Source organism: Novosphingobium profundi, from assembly GCF_018491765.1.
Classification (GTDB): domain Bacteria; phylum Pseudomonadota; class Alphaproteobacteria; order Sphingomonadales; family Sphingomonadaceae; genus Novosphingobium; species Novosphingobium profundi.
Genome location: NZ_JABWCU010000012.1, coordinates 70784 through 94690 on the forward strand (window position 1 = coordinate 70784; position 23907 = coordinate 94690).

26 protein-coding genes and 1 riboswitch are annotated in these 23907 nt (G+C 66.5%); of the genes, 16 read left to right on the forward strand and 10 right to left on the reverse strand.

Translation table 11 applies throughout. The annotated features are described in order from the left end of the window. Position 1: 1 nt before the first annotated feature. A complete protein-coding gene (locus HT136_RS14795) occupies positions 2-334 on the forward strand; it encodes a 2Fe-2S iron-sulfur cluster-binding protein (RefSeq protein ID WP_214200569.1) in 333 nt (110 codons plus the stop codon). A gap of 80 nt (positions 335-414) precedes the next feature. On the opposite strand, the gene HT136_RS14800 is transcribed toward HT136_RS14795, so the two are convergent. Together HT136_RS14800 and HT136_RS14805 are read right to left on the reverse strand one after the other, a co-directional pair. Then, positions 415-954 (reverse strand): type 1 glutamine amidotransferase domain-containing protein, encoded by a 540-nt coding sequence (locus tag HT136_RS14800; RefSeq protein ID WP_214200570.1) that lies wholly within the window; start codon positions 952-954, stop codon positions 415-417. 119 nt (positions 955-1073) lie between these two features. After that, positions 1074-1952: a DUF4349 domain-containing protein gene (locus HT136_RS14805; protein ID WP_214200571.1), complete on the reverse strand. Its 879-nt coding sequence runs from the start codon at positions 1950-1952 to the stop codon at positions 1074-1076. A 108-nt stretch (positions 1953-2060) separates the two neighbouring features. On the opposite strand from HT136_RS14805, the gene parC reads away from it, so the two are divergent. Further along, positions 2061-4349 (forward strand): DNA topoisomerase IV subunit A, encoded by a 2289-nt coding sequence (gene parC / locus HT136_RS14810; protein WP_214200572.1) that lies wholly within the window; start codon positions 2061-2063, stop codon positions 4347-4349. Positions 4350-4380: 31 nt separating this feature from the next. On the opposite strand, the gene HT136_RS14815 is transcribed toward parC, so the two are convergent. The 7 genes from HT136_RS14815 to HT136_RS14845 all read right to left on the reverse strand — a co-directional run bounded on the left by HT136_RS14815 (position 4381) and on the right by HT136_RS14845 (position 9947). Further along, positions 4381-5046 (reverse strand): retropepsin-like aspartic protease family protein, encoded by a 666-nt coding sequence (locus tag HT136_RS14815; RefSeq protein WP_214200573.1) that lies wholly within the window; start codon positions 5044-5046, stop codon positions 4381-4383. A gap of 66 nt (positions 5047-5112) precedes the next feature. Then, positions 5113-5757 (reverse strand): retropepsin-like aspartic protease family protein, encoded by a 645-nt coding sequence (locus HT136_RS14820; protein ID WP_214200574.1) that lies wholly within the window; start codon positions 5755-5757, stop codon positions 5113-5115. Next, complete coding sequence (locus tag HT136_RS14825) at positions 5754-6926, reverse strand: CCA tRNA nucleotidyltransferase (RefSeq protein WP_214200575.1); 1173 nt, start codon at positions 6924-6926, stop codon at positions 5754-5756. The genes HT136_RS14820 and HT136_RS14825 overlap by 4 nt, the downstream gene beginning before the upstream one ends. Continuing rightward, on the reverse strand, positions 6919-7512 hold the full coding sequence (locus HT136_RS14830; RefSeq protein ID WP_214200576.1) for a CoA pyrophosphatase: 594 nt from the start codon (positions 7510-7512) through the stop codon (positions 6919-6921). The genes HT136_RS14825 and HT136_RS14830 overlap by 8 nt, the downstream gene beginning before the upstream one ends. Continuing rightward, on the reverse strand, positions 7509-8054 hold the full coding sequence (locus HT136_RS14835; protein ID WP_214200577.1) for a DUF1285 domain-containing protein: 546 nt from the start codon (positions 8052-8054) through the stop codon (positions 7509-7511). Before HT136_RS14835 ends, HT136_RS14830 begins: the two co-directional genes overlap by 4 nt. A gap of 106 nt (positions 8055-8160) precedes the next feature. Beyond that, positions 8161-8688: a GNAT family N-acetyltransferase gene (locus tag HT136_RS14840; protein WP_214200578.1), complete on the reverse strand. Its 528-nt coding sequence runs from the start codon at positions 8686-8688 to the stop codon at positions 8161-8163. 38 nt (positions 8689-8726) lie between these two features. Beyond that, a complete protein-coding gene (locus HT136_RS14845; protein WP_214200579.1) occupies positions 8727-9947 on the reverse strand; it encodes a PQQ-dependent sugar dehydrogenase in 1221 nt (406 codons plus the stop codon). Between HT136_RS14845 and HT136_RS14850 the strand changes: the two genes are divergently transcribed. From HT136_RS14850 to HT136_RS14870, 5 genes are all read left to right on the forward strand, one after another. Continuing rightward, the gene (locus HT136_RS14850; RefSeq protein WP_214200580.1) at positions 9946-10584 is read left to right on the forward strand and encodes a ribonuclease HII; all 639 of its coding nucleotides are present in this window, start codon (positions 9946-9948) and stop codon (positions 10582-10584) included. The genes HT136_RS14845 and HT136_RS14850 overlap by 2 nt on opposite strands. Before the next feature lie 253 nt (positions 10585-10837). After that, on the forward strand, positions 10838-11971 hold the full coding sequence (locus HT136_RS14855) for a site-specific DNA-methyltransferase (protein ID WP_214200581.1): 1134 nt from the start codon (positions 10838-10840) through the stop codon (positions 11969-11971). 74 nt (positions 11972-12045) lie between these two features. Then, on the forward strand, positions 12046-13158 hold the full coding sequence (gene folP, locus HT136_RS14860) for a dihydropteroate synthase (protein ID WP_214200582.1): 1113 nt from the start codon (positions 12046-12048) through the stop codon (positions 13156-13158). A 235-nt stretch (positions 13159-13393) separates the two neighbouring features. Further along, entirely contained in the window at positions 13394-13753 is a 360-nt protein-coding gene (locus HT136_RS14865) for a hypothetical protein (protein ID WP_214200583.1), read from the forward strand. A 118-nt stretch (positions 13754-13871) separates the two neighbouring features. Continuing rightward, on the forward strand, positions 13872-15032 hold the full coding sequence (locus HT136_RS14870; protein ID WP_214200584.1) for an alkaline phosphatase D family protein: 1161 nt from the start codon (positions 13872-13874) through the stop codon (positions 15030-15032). 8 nt (positions 15033-15040) lie between these two features. Here the strand turns inward: HT136_RS14870 and HT136_RS14875 are convergent, their stop codons facing one another. Then, entirely contained in the window at positions 15041-16465 is a 1425-nt protein-coding gene (locus tag HT136_RS14875; protein ID WP_214200585.1) for a sigma-54-dependent transcriptional regulator, read from the reverse strand. 245 nt (positions 16466-16710) lie between these two features. Between HT136_RS14875 and HT136_RS14880 the strand changes: the two genes are divergently transcribed. The 9 genes from HT136_RS14880 to gcvH all read left to right on the forward strand — a co-directional run bounded on the left by HT136_RS14880 (position 16711) and on the right by gcvH (position 23881). Continuing rightward, a complete protein-coding gene (locus tag HT136_RS14880; protein WP_214200586.1) occupies positions 16711-16836 on the forward strand; it encodes an aa3-type cytochrome c oxidase subunit IV in 126 nt (41 codons plus the stop codon). A 42-nt stretch (positions 16837-16878) separates the two neighbouring features. Next, positions 16879-18012 carry an NAD(P) transhydrogenase subunit alpha gene (locus tag HT136_RS14885; RefSeq protein ID WP_214200587.1) on the forward strand — a complete coding sequence of 378 codons (1134 nt, stop codon included), beginning with the start codon at positions 16879-16881 and terminating at the stop codon, positions 18010-18012. A 16-nt stretch (positions 18013-18028) separates the two neighbouring features. Then, on the forward strand, positions 18029-18334 hold the full coding sequence (locus HT136_RS14890; RefSeq protein ID WP_214200588.1) for an NAD(P) transhydrogenase subunit alpha part 2: 306 nt from the start codon (positions 18029-18031) through the stop codon (positions 18332-18334). Beyond that, positions 18334-19752 (forward strand): NAD(P)(+) transhydrogenase (Re/Si-specific) subunit beta, encoded by a 1419-nt coding sequence (locus HT136_RS14895; protein ID WP_214200589.1) that lies wholly within the window; start codon positions 18334-18336, stop codon positions 19750-19752. The genes HT136_RS14890 and HT136_RS14895 overlap by 1 nt, the downstream gene beginning before the upstream one ends. A gap of 25 nt (positions 19753-19777) precedes the next feature. Continuing rightward, on the forward strand, positions 19778-20095 hold the full coding sequence (locus HT136_RS14900; protein ID WP_214200590.1) for a hypothetical protein: 318 nt from the start codon (positions 19778-19780) through the stop codon (positions 20093-20095). Between the two features lie 44 nt (positions 20096-20139). Next, entirely contained in the window at positions 20140-21300 is a 1161-nt protein-coding gene (locus tag HT136_RS14905) for a deoxyguanosinetriphosphate triphosphohydrolase (RefSeq protein ID WP_214200694.1), read from the forward strand. Beyond that, the gene (locus HT136_RS14910) at positions 21293-21994 is read left to right on the forward strand and encodes an NAD(P)H-binding protein (RefSeq protein WP_214200591.1); all 702 of its coding nucleotides are present in this window, start codon (positions 21293-21295) and stop codon (positions 21992-21994) included. The genes HT136_RS14905 and HT136_RS14910 overlap by 8 nt, the downstream gene beginning before the upstream one ends. 62 nt (positions 21995-22056) lie before the next feature. Then, a riboswitch (glycine riboswitch) is annotated at positions 22057-22175 on the forward strand. 164 nt (positions 22176-22339) lie between these two features. After that, positions 22340-23497 carry a glycine cleavage system aminomethyltransferase GcvT gene (gcvT, locus tag HT136_RS14915; RefSeq protein WP_246543740.1) on the forward strand — a complete coding sequence of 386 codons (1158 nt, stop codon included), beginning with the start codon at positions 22340-22342 and terminating at the stop codon, positions 23495-23497. A gap of 12 nt (positions 23498-23509) precedes the next feature. Further along, a complete protein-coding gene (gene gcvH, locus HT136_RS14920) occupies positions 23510-23881 on the forward strand; it encodes a glycine cleavage system protein GcvH (RefSeq protein ID WP_214200592.1) in 372 nt (123 codons plus the stop codon). Positions 23882-23907: the final 26 nt, after the last annotated feature.

The window sequence follows — 23907 nt, forward strand, 5'->3', positions numbered from 1 at the left end:
CGTGGTAAACGTGCAATTCGTCACGACCGATGGAAACAAGGTCTCGGTGGAGGCCGAGACGGGAGTGCGGCTGCTTGAAGTCGCCCAGGCGGCCGGCATGCCGCTGGAAGGGACGTGCGAGGGCCAGATGGCCTGCTCGACCTGCCATGTCTATCTGTCCGACGAATGGTTCGACAAGGTCGAGCCGGCCTCGATGGACGAAGAGGACATGCTTGATCTCGCCGCAGGGGTCGCGCGCACCAGCCGCCTTGCCTGCCAGATCGAACTCACCGAGGCGCTCGATGGCCTCGAAGTGCGGATCCCGGGCGTTGCGCGCGACATGCAGATCGGCTGACGTCAAGCTTCAACGCGAAACGCCCGCGCGGCCTCGAGGGGCCGGGCGGGCGCTTGCCGAACACCGTGACGGCGGCGTGCTCAGGCCGCTTCGGCGGGCGCGCGCACGGCCGCGATCATGGCTGCGGCAAAGGCCGGGATGTCGTCCGGCTTGCGGCTGGTGATCAGGTTGCCGTCGACGACGACTTCCTTGTCGACCACTTGCGCGCCGGCATTGGCAAGGTCGGTGCGGATCGAGGGCCAGCCGGTGACGGTGCGTCCACGCACGACGTCGGCTTCGACCAGAAGCCAGGGTGCGTGGCAGATCGCGGCCACCGGCTTGCCGGACTGGGCGAAGGCCTGCACCAGCTCGACGGCCGTGGTGTTGTTGCGAAGGATGTCGGGGTTCATCTGGCCGCCGGGCAGGACGAGGCCGTCGAAGGCGCTCACGCGCACGTCGTCGAGCGCCATGTCGACGGGGACGCTGTCGCCCCAGTCGGTGTGCTGCCAGCCCTTGATCTCGCCGGTCTCGGGGCTGGCGACGACGACCTCCATGCCCGCCTCGCGCAGCGCGTCGCGCGGGCCGGTCAATTCGGATTGTTCAAAGCCGTTGGTGGCCAGGATGAGGATGCGCTGGGTCATGGGACCTCCTTTTTCTGTGCGTTCACCTCAAGCAACACGGCTCGGCGGTCTTGCGTTCCCGGCGCGGCCACGCCCCAGCTCGCGCGCAGCACGGACCGGGGAAGGGCGGTCTGGCGCGCTCAGTCCGGGGACGCGTCCGCTTGCGACCGGCGCAGCCGAACGACGGCAAGGCGCACAGCCCAGATCGCAAGCCCAATCGGAATGCCGACCGCCGCGATCAGGATGAAGATCGCGATGAGCGTTCCCAGGATCGTGTCGAGGCTGCCGATGGCCTCGCGGATCGGGGAGAGGAAGCCGCTTTGGGAAGGCGCCTGCGAAACATAGCTGAGGTTCACCGTGCTGTAGTCGACACGACCGTTCATTTCGGCCAGCCAGTTCCGTGCCTGGTCGATTTCCTCGTTGACCTTGGCGACGCCGCGTTCGGCTTCGACCAGTTCGGCCACGGTCCCCTTGCGCGTGGCGAGGATCTCCATCAGCCGGTCGCGCAACACCGTGCGGGCCTTGAGGCGCGCAGTTGTGTCGACGATCGCCTTGGAGAGGTCTTCGCCCGCAATCGAGCTGGAGATCGGCTTGCCTTGCGCGCCGGTGACGATCGCGGCCAGTTCGGCCCCGAAGGCGCGCGCGCGCGGGGCGGCGACGGCGAGCGTCATCGAGCCGCTCGCATAGTCGCCATCGCCGGTGTCCTGCTTCATGTCGATCACGCGGCACACGGCCACCCCCTGCTTTTCGCACAGGTTTGCCTGCCTGTTCTGGACTGTGGCGATCTGGTCGGCCGCCAGCCGGTATTCGTAGCTGTAGGTATAGGCGATCCTGGGGACGCTGACGGCAATCTCCCCGCTGCCTCCGGCATCGCCAGGGGCTTCTTCCTTTACGTCGACCGAGGTGACCTTTTCAGAGGCGTGGTAGCTCTGCCCGCAACCGGCAAGAAGGCTGGACAATATGGCGGCGGAGAAGGCGGCGGGCAGGGCGCTGCGGATGGTTCGTTTCGAGAAGCGCATGAAATCCCCCAATTGATTCGCTGGCGAGCCTAGAGGGAGACGCAAGTTCTGGAAAACGGTGAATTGTCGCTTTGGTGCGAGGGGCGCGGCTGCTAGTCCTTGTGCACCATGGTGACTACTCTCGACGACGATTCCGATCCCTTCGACGCCATTGTCGATGCGCCCTTCGATGCCGCGCTGTCCGAGCGCTACCTCGTCTACGCGCTCTCGACGATCACCGCGCGCTCGCTGCCGGACCTTCGCGACGGACTGAAGCCCGTGCACCGGCGCCTGCTCTGGGCGATGCGCCAGCTGAAGCTCGATCCGGCGAGCGCCTACAAGAAGTCGGCGCGCGTGGTCGGCGACGTCATCGGTAAGTACCACCCCCATGGCGACGCCTCGGTCTACGATGCCATGGTGCGCCTCGCGCAGGACTTCTCGCTGCGCTATCCGCTGGTCCAAGGCCAGGGCAACTTCGGCAACATCGACGGCGACAACGCGGCGGCCTACCGCTACACCGAAGCGCGCCTGACCAAGACCGCGATCCAGCTCATGGCGGGCCTCGACGAAGGCACGGTCGACTTCGTCCCCACGTATAACGGCGAGGACAGCGAACCGGACCTGTTCCCGGGCCTGTTCCCCAATCTCCTCGCCAATGGCGCCACCGGCATCGCGGTCGGCATGGCGACCTCGATCCCCAGCCACAACGTCGCCGAGGTCATCGATGCGACGATGCTGCTGATCGACAATCCGCAAGTCGAGCATGCCGAGCTCATGGAGGTCTTCCATGGCCCCGATTTCGCGACTGGCGGCCTCGTGGTCGACAGTGCCGCGGCGATCAGCCTGGCCTACGAGACCGGCAAGGGCGCCTTCCGCATGCGCGGGCGTTTCTCGAACGGGCGCGACGAGGCGGGCAACTGGGAGGAGACGGGGATCGAGAAGCTGGGCGGCGGCCAGTGGCAGCTCGTCGTTTCGGAAATCCCCTATATGCTCGCCAAGGGCAAGCTGATCGAACAGATCGCCCAGCTGATCGCCGACAAGAAGCTGCCGATCCTCGAGGACGTGCGCGACGAAAGCGACGAGCAGATCCGCATCGTGCTCGTGCCCAAGAGCCGCAACGTCGATCCCGAACTCCTGAAGGAAAGTCTCTATCGGCTGACCGACCTGGAGAGCCGCTTCTCGCTCAACCTCAACGTGCTCGATGCCGAGCGGACGCCGGGCGTGGTGGGCCTCAAGGACCTCCTGCGCCAGTGGGTGGTCAACCAGATCGACATTCTCCAGCGCCGCACCCAGCACCGCCTCGACAAGATCGCGGCGCGCCTGGAACTGGTCGCAGGCTACATCATCGCCTACCTCAACCTCGACCGGATCATCGAGATCATCCGCACCGAGGACGAGCCCAAGTCGGTGATGATGGCCGAGTTCAACCTGACCGACCGCCAGGCCGAGGCGATCCTCAACATGCGCCTGCGCTCCTTGCGCAAGCTCGAGGAAATGGAGCTGCGCCAGGAGCACGAGGAACTGCTCAAGGAGCAGGATGAGCTCACCAAGCTGCTCGAGAGCCCGGCGCGCCAGCGCACCCGCCTCAAGCGCGACCTGACGACGCTGCGCAAGGACTACGCCGAGACGACCGAACTGGGACGCCGGCGCACGACGATCGCCGAGGCCAGGCCCACGGTCGAATTCTCGATGGACGCGATGATCGAGAAGGAGCCGATCACGGTGATCCTCTCGCAGCGCGGCTGGATCCGTGCGGCGCGCGGCCACGTCGCGCTCGACGGTGACTTCAAGTACAAGGAAGGTGACGGCCCGGCCTTCGCATTCCACGCGCAGACGACCGACAAGTTGCTGATCGCGCTCGACAATGGCCGCTTCTACACATTGGGGGGCGACAAGCTTCCGGGTGCGCGCGGCTTTGGCGAGCCGATCCGCACGATGGTCGATCTCGACGCCGATGCGCAGATCATCGCGGCCTTCGCGCACAAGCCCAAGGGGCAACTGCTATTGGCCTCCAGCCTCGGTCGCGGTTTCGCGGTGGAGACGGGCGAAATTCTCGCCGAAACCCGCAAGGGCAAGGCGGTGATGTCGACCAAGCCCGGAGTCAAGCTTGCCGTGGTGCGTGAGATCCCGCCCGAGCACGACCACGTCGCGGTGGTCGGCGACAACCGCAAGCTGGTCGTCTTCAGCCTGGAAGAGCTTCCCTTGATGGCCAAGGGACAGGGCGTCACGCTCCAGCGCTACCGCGATGGCGGCATGGCGGACGTGACCACGCTGAGGCTCGAGGACGGCCTGTCCTGGACGATGGGTGGCGACAGCGGTCGCACGCGCACCGAGAAGGACATCGCGATGTGGAAGGTTGCGCGCGGCGCGGCCGGGCGTCTGCCACCCAACGGTTTCCCGCGCGACAACAAGTTCTGATCCGCGCTTTCCGGCGGTCCTGGGGGGCGGCTTAGACTTCCGCGTCGGGTTGGGGGTGGTTGGGCACGAGGATCAGCGTGCGCCCCTCGACCCGCCAGCTGGCGAGGCGCGAGAGGAAGTTCATCCCGATCACGTTCTGCTCGCCAAGGCCTGGCGCGACGAGCGCGTCGAGATCGCGTGCGACGATGTTGCCAAAGCGCATCTCGTCGATGGTGACGAGATCGGCGGCGACCGTGCCGTTGGCGGTGCGCATGGCGACCGAGCGGCGAACGCTGGGCGGTTCGATGTGGGCGGCGTCGGCCGTGGCGGGGGCGAGTGCGGTGAGGGTCGCGCCGGTGTCGACGAGGAAGTCGCGCTCCACGCCGTTGATCTTCGCGGTGATCCAGAAGTGCCCGTCGCGCGCCATGGGCACGCGGGTCTCGCGTCCCTCGACGCTCTGGCGCTCCATGCCGAGCTGCGGGATGTCGAGATCGAAGCCGGTGTTGAAGCGGGCAAACTGGGCGAGCGTCAGCAGGAAGGCCGCGAGCAGGCCGAGGTTGCCCAGCCCCTTGATGAATCCGCCGAGCAGAGGCAGGGGGGCGCGCAGCAGTCCGCCCAGGATGCTGACGAAAAGCGCGGCGAGCGCGAGCGCGAGCAAGGGCTGGCCGGCGAGAAGCCGGGTCACTTCGTCGAGCTGGGAAGGGATGGCGATGTCCATGCGTTTCCTTCTACACGCGAAGGGCTTGCCGGTTCCTGACCGGCCTCGGTGCTGGCACGGGCGCGTTCACGAGGCATTCGAAGCCGGGCGAGGCGCGAGGATCAGGCGCTGGTCCTCCACCCGCCAACTGGCCAGTTGCGAAAGCAGGTTCATGCCGATGACGGCGGTGTCGTTCTGGGCATCGGGCAGGACGGCCAGCGCCAGACCGCGCGTTTCGATATTGCCGAAGTCGAGCGAACGTGCGCTTGCCATGCGCGCGACGACGGTGCCGTTGGCGGTGTCGAGCAGGCGGCCTTCGCCGTTTTCGGCGAGCGTCAGGCCCGCACGTTCGGCGATCGTCTGGGGCACGGTGGTGTAGGTTGCCCCGGTGTCGATCAGGAATTCGACCGGCTCGCCGTTGAGCGCGGCCTTGACCCAGAAGTGGCCATCCGCGCGCATCGCGACAACGGTCTCGCCGCCCTCTATGAGGGCGGCCTGGGTATGATCGAGCCACAGCGCGGCGTCCGAAGTGCGGTTGTGGCTGGCAAAGCCGACCACGGTCAACAGCCCGGCGACGAGCATGCCAAGGTAGGCTGCGTTGCGCATGCCCACGCCAAGCCCGGGGTGGCGCCGGGCCACCATCTGCGCGGCGACGGCCAGCACGATCGCGCCGATGGTGAGGGCCAGCAGCGGTTGCTGGCCCAGCGTCGAGCCGAGTTCGTCGGCGCTCACGCGCGGACTTCGGCGATGACGGCGTCGAGCAATTCGTGCACGCGGGCTTCTGCAGGAAAGCCTTCGTCGATCCAGAGCGTTTCGACCCGGCGCAAGATGCGCGCGACTTCGGGGCCCGCGCCGATACCCCTGGCGACGATCTGGCCGCCCTTTAGCGGAAAGGTGGGCGGAGTCCAGCCCTCGAGCTCGGACACGTCTGCGCCTGCGATCAGCAGCCGGTCGAGCGCGGCTTCGACGCCGAGGCGGAAGGCGAGGGCGCGCGGCGAGCCGGGTTCGCCATCGCGCGCGGCCGCGAGCGCGAGGCGCTTCTTCTGGGCGCCCGAGAGGCGGAAGCGCGCAGCGATCTGTTCGGCCAGTGCCGGGTCTGCGGGGAGCAGCGCGGCCAGGCGGCGCACCGGATCGGGCGCTACTCCATGCGCCCGTTCGCGGGCGACGAGCGCGGCGAGGGCTGCGGGATCGGCTTCGGGCAGGATGACCGGCAGCACGCCGAGTTCGGCCATGCGGGCAATTGTCGGGGCAGGATCGGCCAGGCCCAGGAGGTTCATCGTCTCCATCCCCACCCGCTCGCGCGAAAGGCCCTTCAGCGTGGCGGCGAGTTCGCGGCAGGCCTGTTCGGCCACAGGATCGGCCGGTTGCGAACCGAAGCGGGCCTGGAAGCGGAAGTAGCGCAAGATGCGCAAGTGATCCTCGCGGATGCGCTGGTGCGCGTCACCGATGAAACGCACGGCGCGCCTGGCAAGGTCGGCCTTGCCGCCGAAATAGTCGAACAAGGTGCCGTCGAGCGGGTCGGCGTAGAGCGCGTTGATGGTGAAATCGCGCCGCGCCGCGTCCTCCTGCCAGTCGCTGGCGAAGGCGACCGTTGCGCGTCGCCCGTCGGTCGAGACATCGTGGCGCACGGTCGTGATCTCGACCGGGCCACCGGCGAGGACGGCGGTAACGGTGCCGTGCTCGATCCCGGTCGGCACGTGGCGGATACCGGCATCGCTCAGGCGCGCGATCACCTCCTCGGGGCGAAGCAGCGTCGCCATGTCGATGTCCTTGACGGGCAGGGCAAGGAGGCTGTCGCGCACCGCGCCGCCCACGTAGCGCGCGTTGTCGCGGCCCAGTGTTCGAACCAGCGCGGCGAGATCCTCGCGGCGCATCCAGTCGGCCTCGAGCCGTTCAGTCATGCCAGTTGAGCCTGTGCGAAAGGGTGGAGATGATGGCGCCGGTGACGCCCCAGATGCGGTGGCCCTGCCAGAGGATCTCGACGTATTCGCGCAGCGCCCCCTCCCATTCCAGGGTCTTGGTGACGTGGTTGGCGCGATCCAGCACGAAATCGACCGGGGCTTCGAACCAGCGCGCGACTTCGGCGGGGTTGGGCACGATCTCGAGGTCGGGCGGGACCACGCCGAGCACGGGGGTGATCTCGTAGCCGCTGCCGGTGCGGTAGAGATCGCCGGTACCGACGACGCGCACCGCCTGCGGGTCGATGCCCAGTTCTTCCTGCGCCTCGCGCAATGCGGCCTCGATGGGCGTTTCACCCGGATCGATGCGGCCACCGGGAAAGGCGACCTGACCCGGATGGGCGCGCATCGAGGACGGTCGGTGCAGCAGGAGCATGCCCGGTTCGGTGCGCTCGGTGAAGGCGACAAGAACGGCGGCAGGAGTGAACTCGGTGATTTGCGCGGTGCGCGGATCGGTGAAGCGGTACGGCACCTCGGCCGCCATGCCGTCCCGGAAGCGGCGGCGGACGTCTTCGAACAGTGGGCTCATGCCGGACGCAGCGAGAAGGTGGCGCCCTGGCTCGTCACGCGAAGCTCTTCGTCTTCGAGCGCGATCTCGGCGAGTTGGGCATAAGTGCTGCGGTTGAGCCGTGCACGGGTGCCGTGGCGCACCTCGAGATAGAGCGCAGGGGTATCGGGATCGCCCTCGGCGAGGATCGCGTGGTCGGGGCCGGCGATGACGAGATCGTCGGTGTTGAGCCGGAAGACGAGAGCGTCGTCCTCGCGCTTCACGTCGATGGCTTGGAAGGGGGCGTCCTCCACCTCGATGGCCTGTCGCTCGTAAGGAGTGACGAGCCAATGCTGTCCCGCCTCGTCGCGCATCAGCAGCGAGGCGAAGGCACGCACCATCGCCGGGCGACTGATCAGTCCGCCCTCATGATACCAGCGCCCATCGGCGGCAATGCGCATGTGGCTCTGCCCCGAGACTTCGGGAGCCCAGGTCTCGACCGGTGGCAGTTTTCGCTCCGCAACGAGGCGGGCGGCCTCGGCCAGAGTCAGGCCGGCAAGGTCGGGTGGGGCTTGGTAGGGCATGGCGTGTGCGATGCCAGATAGGCACGAACGCGCCAAGCGCCAAGTCGAGGCAATCGCTTCGAAGGTCGACCGATCTGTTCGGTCAGCACCGAAACGCGAAGGCGCTTCAGCGCGTCCAGGGGCCGAGGTTGCCTTTCTCGGGGAGCACGGCGGGGTTGGCGCAGCGCACGAGCAGGCGGTGCGCCTCGAACGGTCCGGGCAGCGCCCAGCCACCAGTGGACGCATTGGTGAAGCCCCAGAAGCGGCCGTAGTATTCGGGATCGCCGATGAGCACCTGTGGCAGTGGCGCGCGGTCGTCGATGCAGGCCATTGCCGCCGACATCAGGGCCTGGCCGTAGCCGCGGTTCTGCTGTTCGGGGAGCACGGCCACGGGGCCGACCATGATCATCGGATGCGCGCGGCTATCGTCGTCGGTCAGCGCGACCGGCCAGCACTGGATGGTGCCGACCAGCATGTCGTTCTCGTCCATCGCCGCAAAGCTGAGCGCGGGCAGCCATTCCATGCCCTCGCGCACCTTGTAGGCGGTGCGCTTGTGTCGCTCGGGTTCGAACGCGCGGTCGAGGAGCGCCTCGACGAGAGCGGGGTCGACATTGTCGAGCGGAATGATGGTCGCTGTATCAGACGTGTTGGACATGGCGCGCGCCGATAGGGGTGGGCGCGGCGTTTGTCGATTCAATTCGCGTCGGAGGGTGCTTTTGGAGGTACGAGTTTCAGAAGATGTCCGCTCTCCGGAGCCGGGCCATCCTCGAGCAGCCAGATCGTTCCGCCGGGAGTTTCCTGGATTTCGCGGATGCGGTTGTCGAGCGGGTAGCGCGCTTCCTCCACCCCGGTCGTGCCGTTGAGCGCGACGAGGACGAGCCCGGGCACCGCGAACGAGGCGATCACCGCCTTGCCGTGGAAGCCGGGGTACTTGTCGCCCTTGTAGAAGATGAAATCGCCCGGCGCGATGACCGGGTTCCAGCTGATCGCCGGCGCGGCGAGATCGGGGCGGGTCGAATGCCGCGGGATCGGCTTGCCATCGTAGTGATCGCCGTCCGAGACGAGCGGCCAGCCGTAGTTGAGGCCAGGCTGGATGCGGTTGATCTCGTCGCCGCCGGCAGGACCGTGCTCGAGGTCCCAGAGCGTCCCGTCTCCGTCGAAGGCAAGTCCCAGCACGTTGCGGTGGCCGTATGACCAGATCTGGTCGCTTGGGCTGCCCTTGTCGGCAAAGGGGTTGCCGGGGGCAGGGCGTCCGTCGGGCAGAAGGCGCACGATCGTGCCGAGCGTGTTGGTGATATCCTGCGCGGGCGCCTGCTTCTGCCGCTCGCCCGAGGATATGAACAAGTACGCGTCGTCGGGCGAGAAGGCGAGACGGTGCGAATAGTGGCCATTGCCCGAGACCTTGGGGGTCTGGCGCCAGATCACCTTGAGGCCGGTCAGCGCGCAGGTCGCCGGGGCGGAACAGGCAAGCGTGCCCAGGCCAACGGCGGCGCCGCGCGTATCGCCCGTGCCTTCCTCGGCCCAGCTGAGATAGACGCGCCGTCCGTCGAGAGACCCGTTCGCGGGCGCCTTCCAGTCGGGTTGCGGAGCGAACAGCACGTCGCCAAGGCCACCTTGTCCGGCATAGGCAACCTTGGGGGCGCCGGTGACGGTGCCCTTGCTGCCGTCGGAGAGGTACAGGCGGATCGTCCCCGCCTTCTCGGTGATGATGGCGGTGTCGGTGGCCGGATCGATGTCCATTGCCCAGGGCTCATCGAAGCTGGCGAGAGTCTCGACCGTGAAGGGCACCTGCGCTTGCGCTTGCGATCCGGCAGGGGCGGGGCTCGTGTCTCCGGAAGCCGAGGAACCGCAACTTGCCAGCGCCACGCCGAGCGCCGATAGGGGCAGCAGGCACAAGGATTTTCGCAAGGTCATGACGCGTTCTCCCTCTCGCCCCTCCGGGGGCATCGTATTGGCTCGCCCTCTCGTCATGGGCATCGACGAGGCGGGGCGCGGTCCTCTGGCCGGGCCTGTTGTGGCCGGGGCGGTGCTGCTTGGCAAGCGAGCGCCCGCCGGGCTCGACGATTCCAAGAAGCTCTCGGCGAAGCGCCGGTTGCAGTTGGAAACATTAATTCACGAAACCTGTCATTGGGCGGTCGGCGTGGTCGACGTTGCGACGATCGATCGCATCAATATCTTCGCTGCGACGATGCTGGCGATGACCCGTGCGGCCGAGGCGCTTTGCGAGAAGGCCGGGGTGGAGCCCGAAGCGGTGCTGATCGACGGCAACAAGACCCCGCAGGGGCGCTGCGAGGGCTGGCGCTGGAACGAGGCGCGCGCGATCGTGGGCGGCGATGCCAGCGAGGCGGCGATCTCGGCGGCCTCGATCGTGGCCAAGGAGCACCGCGACAGGATCATGCGCGAATTGGCCCAGGACTATCCCCATTACGGGTGGGAGCGGAACGCGGGTTACGGCACCGCGCAGCACCTGGCCGGGCTTCGCGAACATGGCCCGACCCCGCACCACCGCCGAAGTTTCGCGCCCGTCGCGCAGCTCGCCATGCCGTTTTGAGCCTCGGCTAGAGACACGAATCGAAAGCCTGTCGATAAAAAATTGCGCAGCTCGCATGAACGGGGCGCGCCACAAGATGTTGAGTCCGGGGCGATTCGCAAGACTCTACATCGTGTGTCGGATTCGTTTTGTTCTCCCTTCATGATACCTTGAATCATCAGGAATCCCGGCGAGTCGCGGCTTGACGGGGACTCGTCGAGGAATCATTATGGCCGTCTTTCCACAGTTACATACGCTTTCAGACGGGGACATAATGGGTCAGGTACTGCTCAAGGATCGAATTCGCGCGCGCGCGCCTGCGCCGACGCCGAAAGAGCTGCTGCCGCTCGGCCAGATCATCCCGGGGGACTGCATCGAGGCGATGCGCCAGATTCCCGATGCGAGTGTCGACATGGTCTTCGCAGACCCGCCGTACAACCTGCAGCTGGGCGGCGATCTCGACCGTCCCGACGGCAGCCGCGTCGATGCAGTCAACGACGAATGGGACAAGTTCGACAGCTTCGCGGCCTACGACAAGTTCACCCGTGACTGGCTGACCGAGGCGCGCCGCGTGCTCAAGCCCGAAGGTTCGCTCTGGGTGATCGGCTCGTACCACAACATCTTCCGCCTCGGCGCGATCATGCAGGACATGGGCTTCTGGATCCTCAACGACATCGTGTGGCGCAAGGCGAACCCGATGCCCAACTTCAAGGGCACACGCTTCACCAACGCGCACGAGACACTGATCTGGGCGAGCATGGGGGAAAAGTCGAAGTACACCTTCAACTACCGCGCGATGAAGACGCTCAACGACGAGTTGCAGATGCGTTCGGACTGGCATCTGCCGATCTGCAACGGCGCCGAGCGTCTCAAGAAGGGTGGCCGCAAGGTGCACCCGACGCAGAAGCCCGAAGCGCTGCTCTACCGCGTGTTGCTGGCCACCACCAACAAGGGCGACGTCGTGCTCGACCCGTTCTTCGGCACCGGCACCACGGGTGCGGTCGCCAAGCGCCTGGGCCGCGAATGGATCGGCTGCGAGCGCGAGGGTGACTACCGCGAGGCAGCGCTCGAACGCATCGAGATGGCTCTCGAGCTCGACGAGAGCTCGCTCAAGACGATGCAGTCCAAGCGCTCGGCCCCCAAGGTCGCCTTCGGCACGCTGGTCGAGACCGGCTGGATCGAACCCGGCACGCAGTTGACCGCCAAGAAGGGCAAGTTCACCGCCACCGTTCGCGCCGACGGCTCGCTGGCTTCGGGCACGGTCACCGGATCGATCCACGGCGTGGGCAAGGACTTGCAGGGCGCCCCCTCGTGCAACGGCTGGACCTTCTGGAACATCCAGCACGAAGGCAAGCTCAAGCCGCTCGACGACATCCGCCAGCTCTACATTCTCGCCACCGAACCTTGAGGTTCCGCCCCGGGGTGGCCTGCATTTCGAGGCGGGCCACTCGACAGTCCCGCCCAAGGGGCTAAGGAGCCGCGATGGCCCACAAGATCTACATTCGCCCGATCGCTCTGGTCGACAGTCCCCAGTGCGAGGAGGGCCGGGCCTTGCGGCTCGGTGGCTCGATGGTCTGGGCCAGCCGCTTCGCGCTGATCGAACGCAAGGGGCGCAAGGTCGTCGCCCGCCAGGTCCTGGGCGCGCAGGATGTGCCAGGGGCGATCGAGGCGCTCGCGCCGCCGCTTGCCGCCGAAGCCCGCGCGCAGTGGCAGGCGCTTGCCCGCGTGCATCCGCCGATCCAGTGCGGTGCGCGCACGATCCGGCTCGACCAGCCGCAAGTCATGGGTATTCTCAACGTAACCCCCGACAGCTTTTCGGACGGGGGGCGCTTTCTCGACAACCCCGACGTCGCGACCGACCATGCCGCCGGCATGCTCGAGGAAGGCGCCGCGATAATCGACGTGGGCGGGGAATCGACCCGTCCCGGCGCGGCGGCGGTCTGGGAGGGCGATGAGATCAAGCGCGTGGTGCCGATGGTCGAGCGCCTCGCGATGATGGGGGCGGCGATCAGTCTCGACACGCGCCGCGCGGCGGTGATGGAGGCGGGCCTTGCGGCGGGTGCGCACATCATCAACGACGTATCCGCGTTGCGCTACGATCCGCGCAGCTTCGCGCTTGCGGCCGCCTCGGGGGCGCCGGTGGTCCTCATGCACGCACCGGGCAAGGGCGAGGACCTGCACCGCGACGGCCAATACGACGACGTCGTGCTCGACGTCTTCGACTGGCTTGCCGACGTGCGCGACGAGGCCATCGCGGCGGGGATCGACCGTGCACGCATCGTGCTCGATCCCGGCATCGGCTTCGGCAAGACGCTGGCCGAGAACCTGGCACTCATGAACGCGCTCGCGCTGTTCCACGCGCTCGGCCAGCCGCTGCTTGTCGGGGCGAGCCGCAAGCGCATGATCGGAGCGCTTTCCAACGAGGCTCCCGCGCACGAGCGGCTGGGCGGCTCGATCGCGCTGGCTCTCAAGGCCGTCGAGGCCGGTGCCCACATCGTGCGTGTGCACGACGTGGCGCAAACCGTGCAGGCGGTGCGCGTCTGGCGCGGCATGCGCGATGCCGCGCTGACCGATTTCAGCCAGCTCGCTGACTGAGCGGACGCCCGCAGGCGGAATCCCGCGACAAAGATTGCACTGGCGTGAACCGCAGATTTCTGCGGGATGAACCAGGCATCCAAAGTCTGTGCACCCGGTCACGCAAAGCGCATTTCATCGCGTCATGTGCACTTTTGATCTCTTCGCCGGGAGGGATTTCGCCGCTTCGCCCGTTTACCTCTCGAACGCAAGGCAATCAGGCCTCGCACCAACTGATCGAGAGGGAGAACGTCCCATGACCAAGACTTTTCGTATCGCCGCCGCTGCCGCTGCCCTGGCCATCCCCACCACCGCCGCCGTCGCCGCGATCAATGCGCCCGTGACCGCCGAGCAGAAGATGGCGCAGATCGAGGAATCGTACATCATCAAGGCGCCCATCGCCGGCATCCAGAACTCGCACTGGTACGATTACCGCACCAATATCAACGAGACCAAGAAGGAGCTGGCCAGTGACCTGCGCCGTTCGAGCGACCTCGAGGATACGCGCGATGCCTATGGCGAATACGCCCATGAGCTCAAGCATGAGCGCGTCACCTACGTGAAGTACATGGAAAAGAAGGGCTATTCGGTTCCCCGGGTCTATATCGAGAACTGATTTCTCGAGCTCCAGTCCCGGACTCGGGTGACGTGGCGCCGTCGGCTTTCGAAGTCGGCGGCGTTCGTCTGTCCAGGAGTCTTGAAACGGTCACGAGGTGATGGAAGGGAGTGGGCCCATGAAACCCGTTTCGTCCCGTCGCCAACTGCTCAAGGCCTCCACGCTTGGCATCGTCACCGGTTCGGCCGCACATGCCGGGGCCGCGACCCCCGCGTCCTTGCTCGATCCCTACTATCGCGAAATCGCCCCGGCGATCGATCTGCCGCGAGCGCCCGAAGGACCAAGCCTTGCCGAAGATACGTTGATCACGCGCCTGACGGTGGGCAGTTGCAACAATCAGGAAGGTGACCAGGCCTTCTGGCAGGGTATCCGTTCGCGCGATCCGCAGCTGTTCCTCTACATCGGCGACTGCGTCTACGGCGATCCGGGGTGGGACGGCGGGGCCGACCTGGGCTCGCTGCGCCGCGCCTATGAGCGCCTGAACGGACACGCGCAATTCCGGGCCTTTCGCCAGGCAGTGCCGATGTTGACGGTCTGGGACGACCATGATTTCGGCTTCAACGATGGCGGCACGGTGTTTCCCTTCAAGCGCTGGTCCGAGCACATCTACGAAACCTTCTGGAATTCGCCCGAGGACGTTCGTGGACGTGAGGGCGTCTACCAGGCGCGGACTTATGGTCCGCCCGGACGGCGCCTCCAGATCATCCTGCTCGACACGCGCTTCCAGCGCAGTTCGCTGGTGCCACCGCCCGAGGGCACGACGCTGCCGGTAAATGGCCGCTACGTGCCCGATACCAGCGAAGCCGCGCAGATGCTGGGCGAGACGCAGTGGCGCTGGCTGGCGGCCCAATTGGCGCGGCCGGCCGATGTGCGCATCGTGGTTTCCTCGATCCAGGTCCTCTCCGATGCCCACTTGTGGGAGGGGTGGGAGCTCATGCCGCACCAGCGCGAACGGCTCTATTCGGTGTTGGCCGAAAGGGCCGGTGGTGGACTCGTGCTGCTTTCAGGTGACCGCCACGTCGGCGGGATTTACCGCAAGAACGTTGCGGGCTTCGCGCAAGGGCTCTTCGAAATGACGGCCAGTTCGCTCAACCGTTCCAACGCCTCGAACGCGCAGGCCTCCGAGCGCGAACCCGACGCGGACCGGCTCGGCATGTGCGTGGGCGACGACAACTTCGGCGAAGTCCAGATCGATTGGGCGACGCGCGAGCTGGCCCTCACGCTGTGTCGTTCGGATGGGGTGCCCCTCGTCAGCCACACGCTGGACTGGTCTGCCTGAGCGGGGGTTCAGGCCGCGTTGTCGATGCCCAGTTCGGCCAGCTTGCGGTAGAGCGTGGAACGGCCGATCCCGAGCCTGCGGGCCACTTCGGTCATGCGCCCCCGGTAGAGGCCGATGGCGAGGCGAATGACGTCGGCCTCGATCTCGCCGAGCGGGCGCAAGTTGCCGTCGGCGGTGTAGAGCATGACGCCTGCGCTCTCCTGCAAGGGGTTGCCCGCGACGTTGGAGGGGCCGGGACCGAGGATGTTGAGGAGCTGGGGGAAGTCTTCGGAGGTTAGCGCGTCGCTGTCGCAGAACACCGAGGCGCGGAACAGCGCGGCCTGCAACTGGCGCACGTTCTCGGGCCAGTCGTAGGCGGCGAGCAGCGAGAGCGCGCCATCGGTGATGCCCAGTTCGCGCAGGCCCGGCTGTTCGCCGATGCGGGCGAGGAAGTAGCGGGTGAGAGCGGGAATGTCGCCGGTGCGCTCGCGCAAGGGGGGCAGGTGCACCTTGGTATGGCCGAGCGCTTCGGCGAGTTCGGGAAGGAAATTGCCGGTCGCGGCAAGGTCGCCGAGCGGCAGGTTGCTGGCCGAGATCAACCGCACGTCGACCCGGAACGAGTGGCGCGCGCCGATCGGGCGCACGTCGCTGCGGCGGATCGATTCGAGCAACCGCTCCTGTACCGACATCGGCAGGCGATCGACCTCGTCGAGCGCGAGCGTGGCGCCGTCGCAATGCTGGAGCGCGCCGACCTGGCGTTCGAAGGCCCCAGGAAAGGCGCCTTTCTCATGACCGAACAGGACCGATTCGATCGAGTTCGCCGGAATGCCGCTGATGTTGATGAGCCGCAGCGGCATCTTGGCGCGCGAGGAGGCCGCGTGCATCGCGCGCACCAGCATTTCCTTGCCGGTGCCGCTCTCGCCCTCGATCAGGACCGGGCTGCTGCCGCGCGCGGCCTTGGCGGCCACCGCCAGCGCCTTGCGGAAATTGGGGGCGGCGCCGATCATCGATTCGAAGTCGGGCCGGGCGGGCATCTTCTCGGTAAGCGGGGCGAGTTCGTCGCGCGCGGCCTCGCGCGTGGTGGCCGAGCGCAAGGCGTGCATCAGCCGTTCGGGCGCGACGGGCTTGACCAGATAGTCGCTTGCGCCCGCACGCATCGCCTCGACCGCGAGCAGCGGCGAGGTGCTGGCGGTGATCATCAGGATCGGGAGGGCCGGGCGGCGCGACTTGAGTTCGGCGATGAGCGCGCAGGCATCGTCGCCCGGCACCCACTGGTCGAGAATGATCGCGGAAAGCTGCATCCCTTGCCGCGTGCCGAGCGTCGCGATGGCGGTTTCGGGATCGTTGGCGAGGATCGTGCGCCAGCCCTCGCGCGCAGCCAGCGCCGAGATCAGGCGGCTTTGCGCCGGCTCGTCGTCGATCAGCATGAGGAGGCGTTGCTCGAATTCCGCCATGGTCCGCGTCGCATTCCCTTGGTGTACCGCTTTGATACAGCACCTTAGGTAGCGCAGGTAAAGACGGGATTAAGCCTGTTCCTGAGGTCTCTGGGGGCAAGTCGTACTTTGGGACGAGGGCCCTCGCCGAATACAGAGCTGGTATGTAGACACGTGATCTTTCGTGGATCGCTACACGAATGGTTGAGGCCGGCCGCAAGCCTGTGTAGCATCCAGCCACAGACAGAATAGGGGAAGGACGGGAAATGGCATCGGGGCACGACATCAAGGCTTCGCAGGAAACCTACAACGGCTTCATCAAGGCGGCGACCTGGGGGACCGGTTTTTGCATTCTGGTAGTGGCTTTCGTGGTCGGGCTCATCGCCTCCTGATCGCCCCGCGCGGTTCTTTCATTCAGTAACGGGGGCTCGAACATGGTTGCGAGCAGGAAGATCGCCGTTCTCAAGGAGCGGGCGAGCGGTGAGACGCGCGTCTCGGCAACGCCCGAGACGGTCAAGAAGCTGTTGGCTCTCGGGGCCTCGCTGGCCATCGAAAGCGGGGCGGGGGCAAGTGCCTCGATCGCCGACGACGATTACCGCGTGGCGGGCGCCGAGGTTGGCGACGCGGGTTCGGTGATCGCAGGCGCCGACATCGTTCTGGGCGTGCAGGGACCCGAGCCGGGCTTGCTTGCGGGAATGAAACCGGGTGGTTGGATCGTCGCGGGCCTGGACCCCTTTGGCCAACGCGCGCGGATCGATGCTTATGCGCAGGCCGGGCTCGAGGCGCTGGCGATGGAATTCATGCCGCGCATCACCCGTGCGCAGTCGATGGACATTCTCTCCAGCCAGTCGAACCTCGCCGGCTACAAGGCGGTGATCCTGGCGGCCGACACTTATGGTCGGGCCTTCCCGATGATGATGACGGCGGCGGGCACGATCAGCGCGGCCAAGTGCTTCGTGATGGGCGTGGGCGTGGCGGGCCTCCAGGCGATCGCCACCGCGCGGCGTCTTGGCGCGCAAGTTTCGGCCACCGACGTGCGTTCGGCGACGAAAGAGCAGATCCTCTCGCTCGGCGCCAAGCCGATCTTCGTCGAGAACGTGGCCGGGATCGAGGGCGAGGGTGCGGGCGGCTATGCAACCGAGATGAGCGAGGAGTATCAGAAGGCGCAAGGCCAGCTGGTGTCGAACCATATCGCCAAGCAGGACATCGTCATCACCACCGCGCTGATCCCAGGGCGCCCCGCGCCGCGTCTGATTTCGGACGCGCAGATCGCCTCGATGAAACCGGGCAGCGTGATCTTCGACCTCGCCGCACCGCAAGGGGGCAACGTCGAGGGCACCGTGGCCGACGAGGTCGTCGAGAAGCACGGGGTCAGGATCATCGGGCTATCCAACACGCCCGCGCATCTGCCCGCCGATGCCTCGGCGCTCTTTGCCCGCAACCTCTACAATTTCCTGAGTGCCTTCTGGGACAAGGAGGCGGGCGGACCGGTGCTCGACGAGGAGATCGGCGGCGCCATCCGCCTGACGCAGGGCGGCAGGATCGTCCACGAACGCCTGTTGGGCTGAGGGGGAGGCTTAGGTCATGGATTTCATCAGCATTCTGTCGATCTTCGTGCTGGCCTGCTTTGTGGGCTACTACGTCGTCTGGTCGGTGACCCCGGCGCTGCACACCCCGCTCATGGCGGTCACCAACGCGATTTCTTCGGTCATCATCGTCGGCGCACTGGTGGCGAGCGCGGCGGCCGGTGTGCCCGGGGCCAAGTGGCTGGGCCTCGCCGCCGTGGTGCTGGCCAGCGTCAACATCTTCGGTGGTTTCGCGGTCACCGAACGCATGCTTGCGATGTACAAGAAAAAGGACAAGGCCCCGGCGAAGAAGGAGGCGAAGTGATGGAAGTACATGCCGTCAATCCGCTGGTGGCCTTCGCCTATCTCGTCGCGGGCGTGTGCTTCATCCTTGCCTTGCGTGGACTGTCCTCGCCGGCGACGAGCCGTGCGGGCAACCGCTACGGCATGGTCGGCATGGCCATCGCGGTGGTGACGACGCTCGTCACCCACGAGGTGGCGAGCCTGCCCGAGATCCTCGTTGCCATCGCGATCGGCGCGGTGATCGGCCTGGTCACCGCACGCAAGATCCAGATGACGCAGATGCCCCAGCTCGTCGCCGCCTTCCACTCGCTGGTCGGCCTGGCTGCGGTGCTGGTTGGCGTTGCGGCCTATCTCAACCCCGGCGCCTTCGGGATCCTCGAGCCGGGCGGGCTCGATATCCTCAAGGGCAGCCGGATCGAGATGGGGCTCGGCGTCGCGATCGGCGCGATCACCTTCTCGGGCTCGGTCATCGCCTTCGCCAAGCTCAACGGCAACATGTCGGGCGCGCCGATCCTGCTGCCTGGGCGCCATGCGCTCAACCTGACGGCGCTCGCGGCGATCGTGATCCTCGTAAGCCTGTTCCACTGGGACACGCCCACGCTGTTCTGGGCAATCGTGGCGCTGAGTTTCGTGATCGGGTTCCTGCTCATCATCCCGATCGGCGGGGCGGACATGCCGGTCGTCGTCTCGATGCTCAATTCCTATTCGGGCTGGGCGGCAGCGGCGATGGGCTTCACGCTTCACAACACCGCGATGATCATCACCGGGGCGCTCGTCGGATCTTCGGGCGCGATCCTGAGCTACATCATGTGCCGGGCGATGAACCGTTCGTTCGTCTCGGTGATCGCGGGCGGTTTCGGCGCGGACGCGGGAGGCGCCTCGGGTGGCGGCGCGGCGAAGGAGCAGCGGCCGTGGAAGCGCGGCTCGGCCGAGGACGCGGCGTTTCTGATGAAGGAGGCCGAGAACGTCATCGTCATTCCCGGCTACGGCATGGCGGTGGCGCAGGCGCAGCACGCGCTTCGCGAGATGACCGACCTCTTGAAGGAACATGGCGTCGGCGTGAAGTTCGCGATCCATCCGGTCGCGGGGCGCATGCCCGGGCACATGAATGTGCTGCTCGCCGAAGCCAACGTGCCCTATGACGACGTCTTCGAACTGGAAGACATCAATTCCGAGTTTGCGCAAGCCGACGTCGCCTTCATCATCGGGGCGAACGACGTCGTCAACCCGGCCGCCAAGACCGAGAAGAGCTCGCCGATCTACGGCATGCCGGTGTTCGACGTCGACAAGGCCAAGACGATCTTCTTCATCAAGCGTTCGATGGGCGGGCAGGGCTATGCCGGGGTCGACAACGATGTCTTCTACATGGACCAGACCATGATGCTGCTGGCCGATGCGAAGAAGATGGTCGAGGAGATCAACAAGGCGCTGGCGGACTGAGCAAACCACTTTAAGAGGCGCGCCCATGCTACGTCTCTTGAAGCGGATTCTCATCCTCGTCGGCCTGGTGGCCATCGTCTGGTTCGGCGCGCACGCTTATGCGGCCTGGCGCCTCAAGGCGGCGCTTCGCGACGCGGGCCTTTCTGAACGCGTCGCGACATGCATGACCGGGCGCCTGACGCGGCGGCTCAGCCTGCTTCAGCTTGCCCGGCTGCAGAAGCTGGAAGGTGACAAACCGACGCTGAAAAGCTGGGTGCGCGCGGTCGCGGCGGTGGACGATGGCAAGGTCGTGCTGGTGACCGTCTCGTCTGCGGCCTTGTGCCGGACCGGCCTCGCCCGCTAGGGACGGGGAACTGCCAGACGCCGATTGCAGGAAAGATCTTCAGCCTGATGCTTGCACCCTACGCTTCCGATCCGAGCCGTTCGCGCGGACGTGAATTCCCGATGGAGAACGGCCTCGCGCGCGGCGAGCGCAGCCCTTATCAGCGCGACCGCGACCGCATCATCCACTCGATCGCGTTCCGTCGCCTGCGTTACAAGACGCAGGTCTTCATCGCCCCCGACGGCGACCATTACCGCGTCCGTCTGACCCACAGCCTCGAGGTCGCGCAGATCGCGCGCGTGATCGCGCGCCTGCTCGGGCTCGACGAGGACCTGACCGAAGGCCTCGCCCTCGCGCACGACATCGGCCATCCCCCGTTCGGCCACGCGGGCGAAGAGGCGCTCGACGCCGCGCTCCACAAGGCGGGCGGCTTCGATCACAACGCCAACACCCTGCGCACGCTGATGCGGATCGACAGCCCTTATTGCGAGCACGACGGGCTCAACCTCACCTGGGAGATGCTCGAGGGCCTCGCCAAGCACAACGGGCCGGTCGCCAATCCCAACTGGGCGCTGACCGAGCTGAACACCGCCTACGACCTGGAACTGGGCACCCATGCCTCGCTCGAGGCCCAGGTCGCCGCGCTCTCGGACGACATCGCCTACGACAACCACGACATCGACGACGGCCTGCGTGCCGGGTTCCTCGATCTCGACGAACTGCTCGCGCATCCCTTCATCGTTGCCAACTGGCGCGAGGTGGAGCGGCGCTATCCCGGTGTCCCGCGCGACCGCCAGCTTGCCGAGTTGCTGCGCAGCCAGATCGGGGTCATGGTCAACGATCTGATCGCGGAATCGCGTAGGCGCCTCGCCGGGGTGGAGAGCGTCGAGCAGGTCCGAGCCGCGGGCCGGGCGCTGATCGCCTTTTCCAGCGAAATGGAAGAGGGCGAGCGTGCGTTCAAGCGCTTCATGTACGAGAAGCTCTATTACCATCCCGACCAACTCGAGACGGCACGGCGGGCGAGGGCGGTGCTCGCCGAGCTCTATGCGGCCTACTCGCAGGAACCGGTGCTGATGGAGGAGAGCTGGATCGACACCCTGCCGCGCACCGAGCCCGAGCGCAGCCGCCATATTGCCGACTACATCGCCGGCATGACCGACCGTTACGCGATTACCTGCCACGAGCAGATTTACGGCCGCACACCGGCGGGCCTGCGCAATGTCTGAGGTGCCCGCGCCGAACCCGGACGTTCGGCGCATCTGCCTTGTCGGGGCGAGCGGGCTGATCGGCCAGGCGGTCCTCTCCGAAACGGTCGGGCGTGAGGACGTGCGGGTGGTCGCGGTGGCGCGCGGCGAGGTGTCCTTGCCCGAGGGCGCGCGCATGGAAGTCCTGACGGGACCGGTCGAGCGCTGGGACGAGCTGATCGCCGCCTCGCGGGCCGACGTGCTTGTCTGCGCGCTGGGCACCACCATCGCGCGTGCCGGATCGCAGGCGGCGTTTCGCGCGGTCGACCTCGACCTTGTCCTGACCTGCGCGCGCTCTGCCCGAGCGGCCGGGATCGCGCACATGATCGTCGTTTCCTCGGCTGGTGCGGAGCGGGCCAGTCGCAATTTCTACCTGTCGGTGAAGGGCGAGATGGAGGAAGCTCTGGCCAAGCTGGGCTTCGCACGGCTCGACATTCTGCGCCCCGGATTGCTGCGTGGGGCGCGGGCGGAACGACGTCGGCTGGAAGGGATCGGGCAGGTCGTGGCGCCGCTGGCCGATGCGCTGGTGCTGCACGCAGGTTGGCGACGGTTCCGCTCGGTGCGCGCGCGCGATCTTGCGCGCGTGATTCTGGCGCTAACTTCGGAAAAGCCAGAGGGGCATTTTGTTGCCGAGTACGATGCCTTCCGGAAGGTATTACAAAAAATACCATCATAAACGTGCACGAATGCGCTCGGGCGTTGACTTGGCCGCAAGCCTGAACCAATCGTGAGTGCATCGCTGGCAGCGCGGGAGAGACCCACCCGATTCGCGTGTCCTTTCAGGATGCGGGCATCAAACGGGCGCCGAAGGAGCAACCGCCCCGGAAACTCTCAGGCAAAAGGACCGCGCCTGCCGATAGCGAACTCTGGAAAGTGCCTGCCCCCGAGAAAACGAGGCAGGCCGCCGACGGTGTAACCTCGACGACGGGCTTTCCGCTTTGTCCAAGGGGGAAAACTCTCAGGCTTCCGTGACAGAGGGGGCACCTGAATTGGTGTTACCTGTTGGTTGCGGAGCTATGACTTGAGCGAAATTTCCGAATTCGAGGACGAACTGGGTCTCGAGCCCATCGAGCCGGCGATCCTTCCGCTGGATGCCTGGCATCGCGGCAGGGGCGCGCGCATGGTCGAGTTTGCCGGCTATCCGATGCCCGTGCAGTACGAGGGCATCCTCGCCGAGCACCTGTGGACGCGCGAGAGCGCGGGCCTGTTCGACGTCAGCCACATGGGCCAGCTCTATCTTGCTCCTGCCGAGGGTGCCGAGATCGATCTCGATGCCGCCATCGAAGCCGCGCTGCCGATTGATCTTTCGACGCTCAAGACCGATTCGGTGCGCTACTCGCTGCTGCTCGACGAGGAGGGCGGCATCCTTGACGACCTCATGGTCACGCGCTGGCAGAGCGGTATCTACATGGTCGTCAACGGCGCGACCAAGTGGGACGACATCGGCACCTTGCGCGAATACCTCCCTGACGAGGTCAACATCAACCACCTCGACGACAGCGCGCTGCTGGCGTTGCAGGGCCCCAAGGCGGTGGACGCGCTGGCGCGTCACGTCACCGGCGACACCGTACTTGCCGATCTCAAGTTCATGAAGGGCGCCGCGTTCAAGCTGGCGGGGGTCGACGCCTGGATCAGCCGTTCGGGCTACACCGGCGAGGACGGTTTCGAGATCTCGATTCCCGGCGAAAACGCCGCCGAGATCGCCGAACTGCTTTGCGGCGAACCCGAGGTCAAGCCGATCGGTCTGGGCGCGCGCGACAGCTTGCGCCTCGAAGCGGGTCTGCCGCTCTACGGCCACGACATGACCCCCGATCAGGGGGCCGTCGAGGCCGGGCTCATCTTCGGGGTCAATAAGCGCCGCCGCAGCGAAGGGGGCTTCCCCGGCGCCGCACGCGTGCAGAAGGACCTTTCTGAGGGCACGGCGCGCACGCGCGTCGGCCTTGCGCTCGAAGGCCGCATGGCCGCGCGCGAGGGCGCCAAGGTGCTTTGCGGTGACGCCGAAGTCGGCGTGGTGACCTCGGGTGGCTTCGCGCCTTCGCTCGGACGCCCCATTGCCATGGCCTACGTCGATGCCGCCAAGGCGGCTGACGGAACGGCCCTCCAGATCGAAATGCGCGGCAAGCGGCTCGACGCCACCGTCGTCCCCATGCCCTTCGTACCCAACCGTTATTACCGCTGAGGAGCTTGCCCCATGACTGTCTATTATTCCGAGGATCACGAGTGGATCGAAGTCGAGGGTGACCTCGGTACGGTCGGCATCACCGACTACGCGCAGGGCCAGCTCGGCGACATCACCTTCGTGGACCTTCCCCAGGAAGGCGCCAAGGTCGCCAAGGGCGATTCGGTTGCCGTTGTCGATTCGGTAAAGGCCGCCAGCGACGTCTACACCCCCGTCTCGGGCGAAGTCGCCGAGATCAACGAGGCGCTGGCCGACGAGCCCGAACTCGTCAATTCCGACGCCGAAGTCGGTGGCTGGCTGTTCCGCGTGACGCTGTCCGATCCGTCCGAGCTCGAAGAGCTCATGGACGAGGCGGCCTACAAGAAGTTCGTCGCGGGCCTGTGATGATCCCCGGCCCGTCGCAGCTTGGA

Excerpts from the sequence above, each read along its gene's own strand:
- HT136_RS14800 (WP_214200570.1), bottom strand. The coding sequence starts at position 954 with ATGACCCAGCGCATCCTCATCCTGGCCACCAACGGCTTTGAACAATCC.
- HT136_RS14805 (WP_214200571.1), bottom strand. The coding sequence starts at position 1,952 with ATGCGCTTCTCGAAACGAACCATCCGCAGCGCCCTGCCCGCCGCCTTC.
- parC (WP_214200572.1), top strand. The coding sequence starts at position 2,061 with ATGGTGACTACTCTCGACGACGATTCCGATCCCTTCGACGCCATTGTC.
- HT136_RS14815 (WP_214200573.1), bottom strand. The coding sequence starts at position 5,046 with ATGGACATCGCCATCCCTTCCCAGCTCGACGAAGTGACCCGGCTTCTC.
- HT136_RS14825 (WP_214200575.1), bottom strand. The coding sequence starts at position 6,926 with ATGACTGAACGGCTCGAGGCCGACTGGATGCGCCGCGAGGATCTCGCC.
- HT136_RS14830 (WP_214200576.1), bottom strand. The coding sequence starts at position 7,512 with ATGAGCCCACTGTTCGAAGACGTCCGCCGCCGCTTCCGGGACGGCATG.
- HT136_RS14835 (WP_214200577.1), bottom strand. The coding sequence starts at position 8,054 with ATGCCCTACCAAGCCCCACCCGACCTTGCCGGCCTGACTCTGGCCGAG.
- HT136_RS14840 (WP_214200578.1), bottom strand. The coding sequence starts at position 8,688 with ATGTCCAACACGTCTGATACAGCGACCATCATTCCGCTCGACAATGTC.
- HT136_RS14850 (WP_214200580.1), top strand. The coding sequence starts at position 9,946 with ATGACGCGTTCTCCCTCTCGCCCCTCCGGGGGCATCGTATTGGCTCGC.
- HT136_RS14845 (WP_214200579.1), bottom strand. The coding sequence starts at position 9,947 with ATGACCTTGCGAAAATCCTTGTGCCTGCTGCCCCTATCGGCGCTCGGC.
- HT136_RS14855 (WP_214200581.1), top strand. The coding sequence starts at position 10,838 with ATGGGTCAGGTACTGCTCAAGGATCGAATTCGCGCGCGCGCGCCTGCG.
- folP (WP_214200582.1), top strand. The coding sequence starts at position 12,046 with ATGGCCCACAAGATCTACATTCGCCCGATCGCTCTGGTCGACAGTCCC.
- HT136_RS14865 (WP_214200583.1), top strand. The coding sequence starts at position 13,394 with ATGACCAAGACTTTTCGTATCGCCGCCGCTGCCGCTGCCCTGGCCATC.
- HT136_RS14870 (WP_214200584.1), top strand. The coding sequence starts at position 13,872 with ATGAAACCCGTTTCGTCCCGTCGCCAACTGCTCAAGGCCTCCACGCTT.
- HT136_RS14875 (WP_214200585.1), bottom strand. The coding sequence starts at position 16,465 with ATGGCGGAATTCGAGCAACGCCTCCTCATGCTGATCGACGACGAGCCG.
- HT136_RS14880 (WP_214200586.1), top strand. The coding sequence starts at position 16,711 with ATGGCATCGGGGCACGACATCAAGGCTTCGCAGGAAACCTACAACGGC.
- HT136_RS14885 (WP_214200587.1), top strand. The coding sequence starts at position 16,879 with ATGGTTGCGAGCAGGAAGATCGCCGTTCTCAAGGAGCGGGCGAGCGGT.
- HT136_RS14890 (WP_214200588.1), top strand. The coding sequence starts at position 18,029 with ATGGATTTCATCAGCATTCTGTCGATCTTCGTGCTGGCCTGCTTTGTG.
- HT136_RS14895 (WP_214200589.1), top strand. The coding sequence starts at position 18,334 with ATGGAAGTACATGCCGTCAATCCGCTGGTGGCCTTCGCCTATCTCGTC.
- HT136_RS14900 (WP_214200590.1), top strand. The coding sequence starts at position 19,778 with ATGCTACGTCTCTTGAAGCGGATTCTCATCCTCGTCGGCCTGGTGGCC.
- HT136_RS14910 (WP_214200591.1), top strand. The coding sequence starts at position 21,293 with ATGTCTGAGGTGCCCGCGCCGAACCCGGACGTTCGGCGCATCTGCCTT.
- gcvH (WP_214200592.1), top strand. The coding sequence starts at position 23,510 with ATGACTGTCTATTATTCCGAGGATCACGAGTGGATCGAAGTCGAGGGT.